This is a genomic window from Streptomyces decoyicus, from assembly GCF_019880305.1.
GTDB classification, from domain to species: Bacteria; Actinomycetota; Actinomycetes; order Streptomycetales; family Streptomycetaceae; genus Streptomyces; species Streptomyces decoyicus.
On record NZ_CP082301.1, the window covers coordinates 2261543 to 2276478 of the forward strand.

A 14936-nucleotide genomic window follows, 5' to 3' on the forward strand; every position below is an offset into this window, starting at 1 on the left:
GCCGAGGAGGGCCGAGTGACGACGTATGACGAACGAGCGAGCCTCAGCGATCTGACCACCACCGCGGAGCGTGTTCACCGGTCGGTGGAGAGCGTGATCGAGGGCAAGCCGGAGGTCGTACGGCTCGCGCTGACCGTGCTGCTGGCGGAGGGACATCTGCTGATCGAGGATGTGCCCGGCGTCGGCAAGACCATGCTCGCCAAGGCGCTCGCCCGCTCGGTCGACTGCTCGGTGCGGCGCATCCAGTTCACGCCCGACCTGCTGCCCTCCGACATCACGGGCGTCAGCATCTTCGACCAGCAGCAGCGGGACTTCGAGTTCAAGCCCGGCGCGATCTTCTCCCAGATCGTGATCGGCGACGAGATCAACCGCGCCTCCCCCAAGACCCAGTCGGCGCTCCTGGAGTCCATGGAGGAGCGCCAGGTCACGATGGACGGGCAGACCTACGAGCTGCCCAGCCCGTTCATGGTGGTCGCCACCCAGAACCCGGTCGAGATGGAGGGCACGTACCCCCTCCCCGAGGCACAGCGGGACCGTTTCATGGCCCGGGTGTCGATCGGCTACCCCAGCCCGGCGGCCGAGCTTCAGATGCTGGATGTGCACGGCGGCGCCTCCCCGCTCGACGACCTCCAGCCGGTCGCGCACGCCCACGAGATCCTGAAGCTGATCGACGCGGTGCGTACGGTCCATGTCGCCGAAACGGTGCGCAGGTACACCGTGGACCTGGTGGCGGCCACCCGCAGCCATCCCGAACTGCGGCTCGGTGCCTCACCGCGGGCGACCCTGCATCTGCTGCGCGCCGCCAAGGCGTCGGCCGCGCTCCTGGGACGGGAGTATGCCCTCCCGGACGATGTCCAGTCGCTGGCGGTGCCGGTGCTCGCGCACCGGCTGCTGCCCACCGCCCAGGCCCAGTTGAACCGCCGTACGGCCGAACAGATCGTGCAGGAGATCCTCCGGCGCGTCCCGGTCCCCGACCCGTCCGCACAGGCATGGCGGCATCCCGGCCAGCAGCCGCCCGGCGTACGGGGGTTGTGATGTCCGAGGGGGGAGACGAGGGGACGCCGGAGCGGGGCGGACTGCGGGCGGCCCTCGGGGGGCTGACGACACGGGGCCGATCGTTCCTGGCGGCCGGGCTGGCCGCCGTGGTGTGCTCCTACCTCCTGGGGCAGGCGGATCTGCTGCGGGTCGGCCTGCTGCTCGCCGCCCTCCCGCTGGTGTGTGTCCTGGTCCTGGAGCGCACCCGCTACCGCGTCGCGGGCAGCCGTACGCTCTCCCCCGCCCGGGTGCCCGCGGCCTCCGAGGCCCGGGTCCGGCTGCGGATGGAGAACATCTCCCGGCTGCCGACGGGCGTGCTGATGCTCCAGGACCGGGTGCCGTACGTCCTCGGGCCCCGGCCGCGCTTCGTCCTGGACCGGGTGGAGGCCGGCGGCCGCCGCGAGGTCTCCTACCGCGTCCGCTCCGACCTGCGCGGACGCTATCCGCTGGGGCCGCTGCAACTGCGGCTCTCCGACCCGTTCGGGATGTGCGAACTGACCCGTTCGTTCAGCTCCGTCGACACGCTGACGGTGGTGCCGCGGGTCGAACCGCTGCCGCCGGTGCGGCTGGCCGGCGAGGCCGCCGGGTACGGCGACGGACGGCAGCGCTCGCTGGCGCTGGCCGGCGAGGACGATCTCATTCCGCGCGAGTACCGGCACGGCGACGATCTGCGCCGGGTCCACTGGCGGTCCACCGCGCGCTACGGCGAACTGATGGTCCGCAGGGAGGAGCAGCCGCAGAAGGCGCGCTGCACGGTCCTGCTCGACACCCGCGGGATCGCCTACCCGGGAGCGGGCCCCGACTCGGCCTTCGAGTGGGCGGTGGCCGGCGCCGCCTCGACCGCGGTGCATCTGCTGGAGCGCGGCTTCTCGGTACGGCTGCTGACCGACACCGGCACCTCGGTACCGGGCCCCGACAGCGCCGGCAGCTTCGCGGGCGGCGCCGAATCCGCCGAAGCCGTGGGCCTGCTGCTGGACACCCTCGCCGTGGTGGACCACTCCGAGGAGGAGGGGCTGTCGGCGGCGTACGACCTCGTGCGCGGCGGCAACGAAGGACTGCTGATCGCCTTCTTCGGCGATCTGGACGAGGAAGTGGCGGCGGTCGCCGGGCGGATGCGGCAGCGCAGCAGCGCCGCCGTCGCCTTCGTCCTGGACGGCGACGCCTGGATGCGAGGCCCCGGCGGCATCAGATTCTCCGGCGGCCAGGTCCCGGTGGCCGAACGGCTGCGGCTGCTGCGCAGGGCGGGCTGGACCGCGCTCCCGGTGACGCCCGGCGAGGCGCTTGCCGATCTGTGGCGTGCAGCCGCGGACCGTGCCGCAGCCGAGCCGCAGCGGTCGGCGGAGACGGGCGCGCCGGAGACGGCGGCCAGGGGCTGGTCATGAACGGGGGCGTGAACATCGGACGGGTTACGGACGGCCGGCCGGCGAGGGACGGGCGGGCGGGTGCGCCACGGCCCCGCGGCCGGGTCGGCGGACGGTGCGGGCGGTGCCCGGGTCCCGAGCGAAGCGAGGCACGAGCATGAGCGGGCGGGCGCGGCTGGCGCTGTGCGCGGCGGTGGCCACCCTGTGCGCCGCGGGCGCACTGCTGCCGCTGGTGGATCCGATCAGCTGGATGTTCGAGGCGGCGATCCTGCTGGGCCTCATGACCGGCGTGGGCGCGGCCGCCCGCCGGGTGCCCCTCGCCGGACCGCTGACCATCGCCGCACAGGCCCTGTCCGCCGTGCTGCTGATGACCCTGCTGTTCGCCCGGCAGGAGGCGATCCTCGGACTGCTGCCGGGCCCGGACGCCCTCGCGGAATTCGGCCGGCTGCTGCGCCACGGCATGCAGGACGTCGGCCGGTACGCCATCCCCGCCCCCGTCACCCCCGGCATCCGGCTGCTGCTGATCGCCGGCGTGCTGCTGATCGGCCTGGTCGTGGACGCGCTCGCGGTCACGTACCGCAGCGCCGCGCCCGCCGGGCTGCCGCTGCTCGCGCTCTATTCGGTGGCCGCGGGACTGTCGAAGGGTGGCGCGGGCTGGCTGCTGTTCCTGGTTGCGGCGGCCGGCTATCTGCTGCTCCTGCTGGCCGAGGGCCGCGACCGGCTCTCCCAGTGGGGCCGGGTGTTCGGCGGGCCGGGTGCCGGAGCGGACCGGCCGGACCGCGGGCGGGGGTTCGCCTCCGGCGCAGACGGGCAGGCGTCCGCCCCGGTCCGTGCGGGCCGCAGGATCGGGGCGGTGGCGCTCGGGATCGCCGTGGTGGTGCCCGCCGTGCTGCCCTCCTTCGACGCCGGGTTGCTGGGGGGCTCCGGCAGCGGCACGGGCCCCGGTGGCGGTGGCGGCACGATCTCCGCGGTGAACCCGCTGGTGTCCTTGCAGGACAGCCTCAACCAGCCCGAGGACAAGGAAGTCCTCAACTACCGCACGACCGCCTCCGACACCCGCGATCTGTATCTGCGGATCGTCGCCCTCGACCAGTTCGACGGCACGACCTGGAAGCCGTCCGAGCGTACGGTCACGGACGTCCCCGAGGAGCTTCCGCGACCGGCCGGCCTCAGCCCCGCGGTCAGCCTCAACCGGATCAACACCTCCATCTCGACGGCCGAGTGGTACGCCCAGAACTGGCTGCCGCTGCCCTACCCGGCGTCCAAGGTGGACATCTCCGGGCGCTGGCGCTTCGAGCCCCAGGGCCGCACGCTCGTCGGGGACCGCGGGCAGAACACCCACGGCCTGCAGTACCAGGTCGAGAGCCTGCAAGTGCGGCCCACCTCCCAGCAGCTGGCCGCCGCCCCGGCCCCGTCCGCCCGCCTGCTCCGCGAGTACACCAAGGTCCCGGGCTCGCTGCCGCCGGTCGTACGGAGCACCGCGCGCCGGGTCACCCGCGGCGCACCGACCGCCTACGCCAAGGCCGTCAGACTCCAGGACTGGTTCGCGGTCAACGGCGGCTTCTCCTACAACACCGACGTCCGGGCGGGCAGCGGTTCCGAGGCCATTGCCCGGTTCCTGCGGCAGAAGGAGGGCTTCTGCGTCCACTTCTCCTTCTCCATGGCGGCGATGGCCCGGACGCTGGGCATCCCGGCCCGGGTCGCGGTCGGTTTCACTCCCGGCACCAAGCAGCCCGACGGCACGACCTCGGTCGGTCTCAAGGACGCGCACGCCTGGCCCGAGCTGTACTTCCAGGGCATCGGCTGGACCCGCTTCGAGCCGACCCCGAGCCGGGGCAGTATCCCTGACTACGCATACCCCGACACCCCGGGCACGGCCGACCCCGGCAGCCCCGACCCCGCACCGTCCCGGTCCGAGGCCCCCTCGGAGGGCCCCTCCACGGCCCCCTCGTGCGGCCCCGACGAGCAGCGGTCGGGCTCCGGCACGGGATGCGTCGCGCTGCCCGCGGAGTCCGGCACCCACCCGCCGGAGAGCGGCTCGTCCCCCTGGGCGATCGCCGGACTGGCACTGGCCGCCCTGCTCGTCCTGCTGCTGCCCACGGCCCCCTTGCTGTGGCGTGTGCGTACGCGCTCCAGACGGCTGGCGGGCGGCGGCCCGGACGGGGACTTCGCGGCGGGCGTCCTCGCCGCCTGGAGAGAGCTGCTGGACACCGCCTGGGACTTCGGCATCGTGCCGGACGAGTCGCTGACCCCGCGCAAGGCGGCCGCTCGGATCAGTGACATCGGAGAACTGCAACCGGAGCCCGCCGCGGCCGCCCACCGAGTTGCGGCGGCGGTCGAGCAGGTTCTGTACGCACCGCAACCCCAGCCGGTGTCCGGGCTCACCCGGGATGTGCAACAGGTGCACGCCGGGCTCCAGACCGGCGCGACCCGTCGTCTGCGGTTGCGCGCCCGGCTCGCCCCGCGCTCCGCGGCCCGCCTCCTCTGGGCCTGGTCCGCCCGCTGGAGGGCCCTGCTGCTCCGGTGCCGCAACAGCCGCCCGGTGGCGTCCGTACGGCGCGCAGCGGCCGCCCTCCGGCCGGGCCGGCAGCGGGCCTGACCACCGGGCATCAGGCAGCAGAGCATGCTGTGGCCGCCCGGTCCTGTCGGGCGGCCACAGCACGGAGATTCCGGTGCCCACGGCGAAAGCCGGCGCGCGCCGGAGCGCCGGATCACCGTGCCGTCGGAGAACCGACGGCCCACCGGTCGGCGAGCCGCGCAGAGTTGGCAGCAGAGTGGAGAGGACAGTACGGAGTGGAGAGAAAGCACGGGGCGGAGCGGAAAGTACGGGGTCGAGAGGAAGTACGGGGTGGAGCGGTCAGCGCACAGCCCGAAGAAGTGCCGGAAATGCAGCTCCAAGACAGCTGGAGAACGGCTGGGAATCCGAAACGGCTGGAGTAACTGCTGCACTGACGCGCCGGGCCGACGGGGGCCGGGGCTCGGCGGATCCGCCGGAAGCAGTCCCGCGCGCCCCGTCGCTGCGTCGGCTCAGTGCCCCTGCTGCTCGTCCCTGCGGCGCTGCCAGCGGTCCTCGATGCGGTTCATCATCGAGCGGCGCTGCCTTGCCTGGCGGCGTGCCGGAGCACCTACGCCACCTCCGGAACCCGCACCGGACTGCTGCTCACCGGGCTTGGGAGCCTTGCGCCAGCCGGTGACCGCCAGCACCGCGCAGCCGAGCATGACGAGAAAACCCACCACGCTGATCCAGATCTGCTGCGCGACCATGCCGGCCATGAGCAGGGCGATACCCACCAGGAAGCCCGCGACCGCTTGGTAGACCCGTCGCCGGGTGTACGTACGCAGCCCGCTTCCCTCAAGCGCTGTCGCGAACTTGGGATCTTCGGCGTACAGCGCTCGCTCCATTTGCTCGAGCATGCGCTGCTCGTGCTCCGAGAGCGGCACGGAGTCCTCCTACTCGTCGGTCGCGGGGGGCGACCGGGGTGCGACCCTTTCAGGATAGGCAGGGAATCGTCCCCGTGAAACCCGCCCCTCGACGCCAATTCACTGTCCGGGCCGCCACGGCGACCGGTGGTGATGTTGCCTGCATTCCCCACCCGCCTGTCCGCCATGCCGGAACGTCGTACCCCGATCATACGGGGCGAAGGGGCTGATCGGGTGGTCTGTGGCCGACTGCACGCGGTAGCCGGGTGTGCCGCGTGGGTCAGTCGCGCTCGGCGAGGACATGCAGCTGAGTGGCCACGGAGTGGAAGGCGGGCTGTTCCGCGGCGGCCGCCTCGAGCTTCAGCAGGGCTTCCATGGCGCCCGGCTCGGTGTCGACCAGCACACCGGGGACGAGGTCGGCGAAGACCCGTACGCCGTGCACCGCGCCGACCTGCAGTCCGGTGGCGGACACCAGCTCCGCGAGCTGGTCGGCGGTGAACCGGCGCGGCATCGGGTCGCCCTCGCCCCAGCGCCCGGCCGGGTCCGTGAGGGCGTGGTGGGCCTCGGTGAAGTGGCCCGCGAGGGCGCGGGCGAGGACGGCGCCGCCCAGACCGGCCGCGAGCAGGCTGAGGGTGCCGGCCGGGCGCAGCGCCTCGACGGCGTTGCGGACGCCCTCGGCCGGGTCGTCGACGTACTCCAGGACGCCGTGGCAGAGCACGGTGTCGTAGCCGCCGCGCTCGACGACGTCGAACAGGCCGTGGGCGTCGCCCTGGACCGCGCGTACCCGGTCGGCGACGCCCGCCTCCGCGGCGCGACGCTCCAAGGCGAAGAGGGCGTTGGGGCTGGGGTCGACGACCGTGACGCGATGGCCGAGGCGGGCGACCGGCACGGCGAAGTTGCCGGTGCCGCCGCCGGTGTCGAGGACGTCCAGGGTGTCGCGGCCGGCGGCCTTGACCCGGCGCTCCAGGGCGTCCTTGAGGACGTCCCAGACCACGGCGGTACGAAGGGATGCGCGCGGGCGCAGCGGGTCAGACACGGCGGGTGGCTCCTCGGCGGGGGCATGAACGTCTAGGCGTCCACCACCCTATTCCGTCCCGCGCCGTCCGCCGCCTGCGGAGCCGCCCCGGGGGCCGGCGGCGCGGGCAGGCGGGCGGCAGACGGGGGCGACGGGGGCGGGGGCGACGGGGGGCGAGGCGCTACGGGGCGGCGGGACGGCAGCCGGGACGGGACGCCGAGCGGTGGCGGGGTGGGGCGCTACGGGGCGGCGGGACGGGATGCGGTGCGGTGGCGGGGTGAGGCGCTACAGGGCGGCGGCGCGGCAGCCGGGACGGGATCCAGTGCGGTAGCGGGGTGGAGCGCTACGCGGCGGCGGCACGGGATGCGGTGCGGTAGCGGGGTGAGGCGCTACAGGGCGGCGGCGCGGCAGCCGGGACGGGATCCAGTGCGGTAGCGGGGTGGAGCGCTACGCGGCGGCGGCACGGGATGCGGTGCGGTAGCGGGGTGGGGCGCTACGGGGCGGAAGTCCGCGGGCAGGGCGGAGCCCGAGACAGGGGCGGGGAGGGCGGGCGCCGTGCGGGGACGGGGCCCCGGGGCAGGGCGGGGACGCTGGGCTGCCCCGGGCCCGGTCCCGGAGGGAGCAGGGGCGGGTGAGGGTGGCAGGTGGGGACGGCCGAGGTGGCCAGGTATAGGACGCCGCTTCTTCTTCCCCTCCCCCTCCCCTCCCCCCGGGGCCCCCCGCCCCACCCCCACCCCCGCTCCCCGTTCCCCGAACCACCCCCCGGCGCCTCGTTCTCCCGCTCTCCCGCTGCTCCTTATCCCGCCCGCTGTGGCGGCAACGACGGCTGGAGGAGCAGCATCCGCTCCACCAGGCGCAGGAACATGGCGGCGTCGCGCAGAAGGTCGTCGGCGTCCCTGCGGCAGGCCGCGCCGGCTATGCCGGCTTCGGCCTTGGCCCGGCGGGCGGCGCCGGCGGCGAACAGGGCGCTCCACTCGGCGAGTTCGGGCGCGACCTCGGGGAGGACCTCCCAGGCGCTGCGGATACGCTGCCTACGGCGCACGGTGGCCTCCGGACGGCCGCGCACGGCGAGGACGGCGGCGGCGGTGCGCAGCGCGGCCAGATGTGCCGTGGCGAACTGTTCGTTGGGGGTTTCCAGGGTCTGTGCTTCGTCGAGGCCCTGCTGGGCCTGGGCGAGCAGGGCGAGGGCGGCGGGTGGTGCGGCCGCCCGTCGCAGGACGGGGTGGACATCGCTCGGGGGACCGTACGCAGCGGAGCTGCCCCCACCGGGACGAGCTGCCATGACGAACCTCCTGTCGTCGCATGCTGGTTCGGGACCGAATGCCGATTCGGGACCGTATGACCCCATCGTGACGTACACCACTGACAATCGGCACTGACCTGCACTTTCGTCGAAAAGGGGACGCACCCTCAGGCGGATTCGCCGGATGGGCTCCCAACACCCCCTTGCGGAATGGGGGGTGGGATACCGCATACTTTTTGCACTGACCAGTCAGTTCAAGGAGGGATCGTGGACAGCACCCCGCACGGGGCGGCGGTCACGGCCGCGGGATTCGGGGTCAAGGGCCCCCGCGGGTGGGCATTCCGGAACATCGACCTCAGCGCCGGGCCCGGCTCGCTGATCGCCGTACAGGGCCCTTCGGGCTCGGGCCGTACGTGTCTGCTGCTCGCGCTCACCGGCCGGATGAAGTCCGCCGCGGGCACCGCCGAGGTCGGCGGACTGCCACTGCCGAAGAAGAGGGCCGCGGTCCGTTCCGTCACCGCGCTCGCCCATGTGCCGGGGGTCGCCGAGCTCGATCCCGCCCTCACCGTGGGCGAGCATCTGCGTGAACGTGCCCTGCTACAGGGCCGGTTCGGCGGTTCGCTGCGTGCGCTGCTGCGGCCGCGGCGCGAGCGCCGGGCCGAGGCCCGCGCCCTGGTGGATGCCGCGCTCACGGCGGGCGGCCTCGACCTGGAGTCGCTGCCCAAGGGGATCCGCACGTCCGTCCGCGACCTGGAACGGCTGGAGGCGCTGCGGCTTTCCGTGGCGCTCGCGCTGATCGGCGGCCCCCGGCTGCTGGCCGTCGACGACACCGATCTGAAGCTGTCCGACGACGAGCGCGCCGGGGCCTGGGCGATGCTGCGCGCCCTGGCGGCGGCCGGCACCACCGTGCTCGCGGTGTGCAGCGAGCCGCCGCAGGACGGCGAGGGCGTGGTGCTGGTGCGTACCGGTGGCCGTCGGGAGGCGGACGCCCCTAAGAGCGCGCCCGGCGACTCCCCCGCCACCACGGGCACCACGGACACCGCGGCCGGCACGACCGACGGGAACAGCGGGAACAGCAGGGACGACGGGGACAGCGAGAGTCCCACGGCCGGCGCGGACAGCGCGGCCGGCGGGGGCCCCGCGGCCGGCAACGCCAGCGACGACCCCGCAAACAGCAAGGCCGGCGAAGACCCCGCGGACAGCGAGCACGACGAGCAGGACGGGACCGACGACGAGGAGGGGGCGGCCGATGCGCTCGCCGAAGCTGGCCGCTCTTGAGCTGAAGCGGTTCGGGCGGGGGAAGCTGCCGCGCGCCGCGCTGGCCGCACTTCTGCTGCTGCCGCTGCTGTACGGCGCGCTGTACCTGTGGTCCTTCTGGGACCCGTACGGGCGGCTGGACAAGATCCCGGTCGCGCTGGTCAACGAGGACACCGGCGCGACCGTCGGCGGGAAGCACCTCGCGGCCGGCGGCAGCATCGTCTCCGGGCTGCGCGACAGCCACACCTTCGACTGGCAGCCCGTGGACGCCGAGAAGGCCGCCAAGGGCGTCGAGGACGGCTCGTACTACCTCTCGCTGTCCATCCCGAAGGACTTCAGCCGGCGGATCGCCTCCAGCTCCGGGGACCACCCGGAGACCGGCGCCCTCAAGGTGCGGACGAACGACGCGAACAACTACATCGTCGGGCAGATCTCCCGGACGGTGTTCTCCGAGGTGCGCTCCGCGGCCTCCACGAAGTCGTCGCGGACCTTCCTGGACAAGATCTTCGTCTCGTTCTCGACGCTGCACGGCAGGACCGAGCAGGCCGCGGACGGCGCCGACCAGCTCAACGACGGTATCGGGCAGGCGAAGGACGGCGCGGGCAAACTGGCCGACGGTCTGGGCACCGCCAAGGACGGCAGCGGCAAGCTGGTGACGGGCCTGGGCGATCTCGACGCGGGCGCGGGGCGGCTCTCCCAAGGCAGCTCCGACCTCGCCAGGGGAGCCGGTACGGCGGCACATGGCTCGCGCCAACTGGCCGACGGTTCCGGGCAGGTGGCGCAGGGAACCCAGCAGCTGGCGGACACGGTCAACGGAGTCGTCGGCAAGGTGGGGCCCTTCATCCGGGCGCACGGCAAGGAGATCGGCGAGGCGGCACAGCTCGTCGCCGACGGTTCGCAGGCGGTCAGTGACCACCTCGACAAGCTCCCCGCCGCGGCGTCCACGGGGGCCGAACTCTCCCGGGGGATGTCCGACCATCTGGCCGCCTACTACCGGCTGCGCTGTGGGAGCGCGGTGGAACTCGACGCCTCCTGCGCGGAGCTGAAGCAGCTCAAGGAGCAGGCGGCCACCGCCGCGGACAAGGCCGAGGAGGTCAGCGGCTACGTCCACGACCAGAAGAACCTCGACCAACTGGGACGGGACCTGGACACGCTGCACTCGCTGGCGGGCGAGCTGGCCGAGCGCGGGCCGACCCTGGGCGCCGACATGGACGCCGCCGTCAAGAAGATCAACGGTCTCAACGACGGCGCGCACAAGGTGTCCGCGGGGGCGCGCAAGCTGGCCGCGGGCAATGCCCGGCTGGCGGCCGGTGCGGACAAGCTCAACGACGGCACGCATGCGCTGCACGACGGTACGGGCCGCGCGGCAGCCGGTATGGGCGACCTCGACTCCGGTGTGGGCAGGCTCAAGGACGGCGCGCAGACGCTGGACGGCGGCATGTTCAAGCTCTCCGACGGCTCGCAGAAGCTGGCCGGCGGACTGCACGACGGGGCGAAGCAGATCCCCGACTACGGCAAGAAGGCCCGCGACGCGCGCACCCAGGTCATGTCCGACCCGGTGCAGCTGGCCTCGTCCGCCGCCCACAAGGCGCCGAACTACGGCACCGGCTTCGCCCCGTACTTCATCCCGCTGTCCCTGTGGGTCGGCGCGATGGTGGCGTACATGCTGATCCAGCCGCTCAACCGGCGGGCACTGGCGATGGGTGCGTCCTCCTGGCGGGTGGCGGTCTCCGGGTGGCTGCCGGTGTTCGGTGTGGGGGTGCTGCAGACCGCGGCCCTGATGTCCGTATTGCACTTCGCGATCGGCCTGGAGATGGTCCGGGCGGCCGGCACGGTCGGCTTCCTCGTCCTGGTCACGGCGTGTTTCTCGGCGATCGTGCAATGGCTGAACGCGCAGTTCGGCCCGGCCGGCCGGATCCTGGTGCTGGCGCTGCTGATGCTCCAGCTGACCTCGGCCGGCGGCACCTACCCGGTGCAGACCAGCCCGGGGTTCTTCGCCGCCATCCACCCCTACCTGCCGATGAGTTACATCGTGGAGGGGCTGCGCCGGCTCATCACGGGCGGGGAACTCGCGCCCGTATGGCAGGGCAGTGTGGTGCTGCTGGCGTTCACGGCGGTGGCGCTCGCGCTGACGTCCCTGACGGCGCGCGGCCGCCAGGTGGTGCGGATGAAGGACCTTCATCCGGAGCTGAGCCTGTGAGCGCGCACCCTCCCCCAGCTACCGCTGGGAGGTGCCCCCAGCCCACCACCGCCCTGCCGGAGACTCCCCCGGACTCCGTCCGGGGCAACCCCCACCGCGCCGCGCATCGATCGCCGGGGACCGGCACAATCGCCCCCATGGACAGCTCCAACACACGCCGCGACGCCACCCGGCGCAAGCTCTTCGAGGCCGCGGTCACGCTCATCGCCGAACAGGGCTTCTCCTCCACCACGGTGGACGAGATCGCCGAGCGGGCAGGCGTCGCGAAGGGCACCGTCTACTACAACTTCGCGAGCAAGAACGTTCTCTTCGAAGAGCTGCTGCGGCACGGCATCGAGATGCTGGCGACCTCCTTGCAGGCGGCCGCCGAGGAGGTCATCGGACGGGGCGGCCGCAGGATCGACGCGCTGGACGCGATGATCCGGGCCGGGCTGGACTTCATCTCCCGTTACCCGGCGCTCACCCAGCTCTACGTCGCCGAGCTGTGGCGCACCAACCGTGCCTGGCAGTCGACGCTGATGGTGGTGCGCGAGCGGGCCATCACGGTGGTGGAGGACGTGCTGCGCGAGGCGGTGGCGGAGGGCGAGCTGAGCGAGGAGATCGACATCCCGCTGACCGCCTCGGCGCTGTTCGGAATGGTCCTGGTGGCCGCCCTGGACTGGCAGTCCTACCAGCCGGACCGGTCGATCGACGATGTCCACGCGGCGCTGTCGCGGCTGCTCCAGGGGCGGGTCAGCGGCCGGCCGTCGTAGCTCCGGGAGGACGCTCCCCGGAGGGAGGCCGGTGCGCGCCGTATTGGTCAGGTGCGACGCGCACCGTTTTCCCCCGCGGGCACGCACAAAAGGGTGCGCTGCCCTGGCACGGATCGTTCCCCCATCGATCCGACCAGGACAGCGCTTCCCCCGTACTCCCCCGTATCCCCCGTGCGTCCCCCGTGTTCCCCCGTCACGTCCGGGAGCCGCGCCGCTCCGCCGCCCCGTGTCGGCGGTGCGGCGCCGCTTCCCTTCCGTGGCCCCTACTCTTCCTTCCGGGCGGGCGTCGGCCCATCCGCGTACCTACTCATCTCGGTGACTGAGTACGGATACTCAAACCTGAGCACCGGCCCCCAGCCAGGGCCTACGCTTTCCGCCGTGTCCGTACTTCCCTTGGTGTTCACCAGTGGCTGGGCGAGCGGGATCAACGCCTACGCCGTCGTCCTGCTCTTCGGCCTGCTCGGCGCGACCGGTGTCACGGATGAGGTGCCCGCGGCGTTGCAGCGCCCCGATGTGCTGATCGTGGCCGGGGTGCTCTTCCTGTGCGAGGCCGTCGCCGACAAGGTCCCGTACGTGGACTCGGTCTGGGACACCGTGCACACGGTGATCCGGCCGGTCGCCGGCGCCGTCGTGGCGGCGCTGCTGGCCGGCCACAACGGTTCGCTGCCCGAGTTGGCGGCGGGCGCGGTCGGCGGCTCCACGGCGCTGCTGAGCCACCTGGTCAAGGCCGGTACGCGGATCGCGGTCAACACCTCCCCGGAGCCGGCCAGCAACATCGTGCTGAGCCTCGCCGAGGATCTGGGCGTCGCCGCGCTCATCGCCTTCGCCGTGTTCCACCCGGTGGCGGCTGCGGTCATCGCGGCGGCACTGCTGGCCGCGGGGATCGCGGTGGTGGTCTTCCTGTGGTCGCGGATCCGCCGGTACCTCCGGCGCCGTCGGCAGCGGCGCGCGGAGAAGCGGACGGCCACGGCAGGGGATGTGCTGCCACCGGTGGCCTGACGGGGTGCTTCTGGGGGTGGCGGCGCCGGTGCTGCCGGGCCGGGAACCCGGCCGTGCGGGCGTTGTCGGTGGGGCCGGATAAAGTCGCAGGCATGGCACGGATTGCGGTGATCGGCGCCGGGATGGGCGCGATGGCGGCCGCTGCCCGGCTGGCCGTCGCGGGCCACCGGGTGGCGGTGTTCGAGCGCGGCGCGACGCATGGCGGCGCGGTGCGGCGGTGGGAGCGGGGCGGCTTCGCCTTCGATACGGGCCCCGGCCTGCTGCATCTGCCGGCCGTCTACCGCGATCTGTTCCTCAAGACCGGCCGGGAGCCGCTGGAGAGCTGCATCGAGCTGTCCCAGGTCGACCCCGCGAGCCGGCATGTCTTCCCCGACGGCACGGCCGTATCGCTGCCGAACGCCTCGCGGGCCGGGGTGCTGACGGCCCTGGACGAGGCGCTGGGCGCGGGTTCCGGGGAGCGCTGGAGCGCGCTGGTGGGCCGCGCCCGCGAGGCCTGGGACGCCACCCGCCGGCCGCTCCTGGAGGAGCCGCTGTGGCAGGACTGGCGGGTGCTGGGGCGCGATCCGTATCCGGCGGTGCGCAGGCGCGGGCTGTTCGGCCGGGGCAAGGGCCCCACGACCGCCACCCTCGCCGAGGTGGCCCGCCGTGAGCTGACGGACCCCCGGCTGATCGCGCTGCTGGAGAGCCATGCGCTGGCGTACGGCTTCGACCCGCGCAGCGCCCCGGCGAGCGCCGTCGTGCTGCCGTACATGGAGCAGACCTTCGGGAGTTGGTATCCGCGCGGCGGTATGCGGGCGCTGGCCGATGCGCTGTACGAACGCTGTCTGGCGCGCAAGGTGGAGTTCAGCTTCGGTGCGGCGGTGACCGGGATCGTGGAGAAGGACGGCCGGGCGTCGGGCGTCGAGCTGGCCGACGGCCGGGTGTCCGAGGCGGAGTTCGTGGTGGCGGGCGTCGATCCGGTGCAGCTTGTGGAGCTCTGCCGGGGACGGGAGCCGTGGGGTGCGGACGATGTCCGCCCGGGACCGGATGACCGCGCCACCGCGCGGCTCACGGTCTGCCTCGCGCTGCGCGGTGCGCGCCCCGAGGACGCCGTGCACCGGACGGTCGTCCATGCCGCGGACCGCACGGCGGAGCTGGCGGGCGTGTTCGGGGACGGCCCCGGGCTGCGGACCCCCTGTGACCGGCCCACGGTGACGGTGCTGCGCCCGGACGACCCTGCTTCCCGGCCGGACGACGCCCATGAGGCCGTGACCCTGACGGCGACGGTGGCGCCGCACGGCCCGGTCGACTGGCACGACGGCGAGGCCGTGGCGGCCGGTGCGGAGCGGATGACCGAGATCGCCGAGGCCGCGGTTCCCGGGCTGCGGGAGCGGGTGCTGTGGCGGGAGGTGCTGCCGCCCGCCGATGACGCAGGGGTGCCGGGACCGGCGCTGGCGGGCCGGGAAGGCCGCTTTCTGCGACCCGGCAACCGCACCCGGATACCGGGGCTCTACGCGGTCGGTGGCTGGTCGCACCCGGGCGGCGGGCCGGCGCACGCCGGGATGTCCGGCGCGATCGTCGCCGGCCTGATCGTGAACGGCGACGACTGGCACGGCTCCACATGAGCGCGTAGCGGGCGCCGCCGGGCGAGGGCGTGAGGGGCGCTGCGGGAGGC

Annotated in this window: 11 protein-coding genes; 8 read left to right on the forward strand and 3 right to left on the reverse strand. The window is 73.5% G+C overall.

Annotated features, from left to right (window positions below; genetic code table 11):
* Window positions 1–15: 15 nt before the first annotated feature.
* The 3 genes from K7C20_RS09935 to K7C20_RS09945 all read left to right on the forward strand — a co-directional run bounded on the left by K7C20_RS09935 (window position 16) and on the right by K7C20_RS09945 (window position 4995).
* A complete protein-coding gene (locus K7C20_RS09935; protein ID WP_030085841.1) occupies window positions 16–1035 on the forward strand; it encodes an AAA family ATPase in 1020 nt (339 codons plus the stop codon).
* Window positions 1035–2417, forward strand: coding sequence for a DUF58 domain-containing protein (locus K7C20_RS09940; protein ID WP_053208807.1), 1383 nt, complete (start codon window positions 1035–1037; stop codon window positions 2415–2417). The genes K7C20_RS09935 and K7C20_RS09940 overlap by 1 nt, the downstream gene beginning before the upstream one ends.
* Before the next feature lie 136 nt (window positions 2418–2553).
* Window positions 2554–4995, forward strand: coding sequence for a transglutaminase family protein (locus K7C20_RS09945; protein WP_030085835.1), 2442 nt, complete (start codon window positions 2554–2556; stop codon window positions 4993–4995).
* A gap of 428 nt (window positions 4996–5423) precedes the next feature.
* Here K7C20_RS09945 and K7C20_RS09950 read toward each other — a convergent pair whose 3' ends face one another.
* The 3 genes from K7C20_RS09950 to K7C20_RS09960 all read right to left on the reverse strand — a co-directional run bounded on the left by K7C20_RS09950 (window position 5424) and on the right by K7C20_RS09960 (window position 8113).
* Window positions 5424–5837 carry a DUF3040 domain-containing protein gene (locus K7C20_RS09950; protein WP_030085829.1) on the reverse strand — a complete coding sequence of 138 codons (414 nt, stop codon included), beginning with the start codon at window positions 5835–5837 and terminating at the stop codon, window positions 5424–5426.
* A 259-nt stretch (window positions 5838–6096) separates the two neighbouring features.
* On the reverse strand, window positions 6097–6852 hold the full coding sequence (locus K7C20_RS09955; protein ID WP_030988558.1) for a methyltransferase: 756 nt from the start codon (window positions 6850–6852) through the stop codon (window positions 6097–6099).
* A 775-nt stretch (window positions 6853–7627) separates the two neighbouring features.
* Window positions 7628–8113, reverse strand: coding sequence for an SAV_6107 family HEPN domain-containing protein (locus K7C20_RS09960; RefSeq protein ID WP_030086530.1), 486 nt, complete (start codon window positions 8111–8113; stop codon window positions 7628–7630).
* Window positions 8114–8341: 228 nt separating this feature from the next.
* Between K7C20_RS09960 and K7C20_RS09965 the strand changes: the two genes are divergently transcribed.
* The 5 genes from K7C20_RS09965 (at window position 8342) to K7C20_RS09985 (ending at window position 14886) form a co-directional block, all read left to right on the forward strand.
* The gene (locus K7C20_RS09965) at window positions 8342–9352 is read left to right on the forward strand and encodes an ATP-binding cassette domain-containing protein (protein WP_030086532.1); all 1011 of its coding nucleotides are present in this window, start codon (window positions 8342–8344) and stop codon (window positions 9350–9352) included.
* A complete protein-coding gene (locus K7C20_RS09970) occupies window positions 9324–11531 on the forward strand; it encodes a YhgE/Pip domain-containing protein (protein WP_030086535.1) in 2208 nt (735 codons plus the stop codon). The genes K7C20_RS09965 and K7C20_RS09970 overlap by 29 nt, the downstream gene beginning before the upstream one ends.
* A 137-nt stretch (window positions 11532–11668) precedes the next feature.
* A complete protein-coding gene (locus K7C20_RS09975; protein ID WP_030086537.1) occupies window positions 11669–12283 on the forward strand; it encodes a TetR/AcrR family transcriptional regulator in 615 nt (204 codons plus the stop codon).
* A gap of 378 nt (window positions 12284–12661) precedes the next feature.
* A complete protein-coding gene (locus K7C20_RS09980; RefSeq protein WP_053210152.1) occupies window positions 12662–13282 on the forward strand; it encodes a DUF4126 domain-containing protein in 621 nt (206 codons plus the stop codon).
* Window positions 13283–13374: 92 nt separating this feature from the next.
* On the forward strand, window positions 13375–14886 hold the full coding sequence (locus K7C20_RS09985; RefSeq protein ID WP_053210153.1) for a phytoene desaturase family protein: 1512 nt from the start codon (window positions 13375–13377) through the stop codon (window positions 14884–14886).
* Window positions 14887–14936 lie beyond the last annotated feature (50 nt).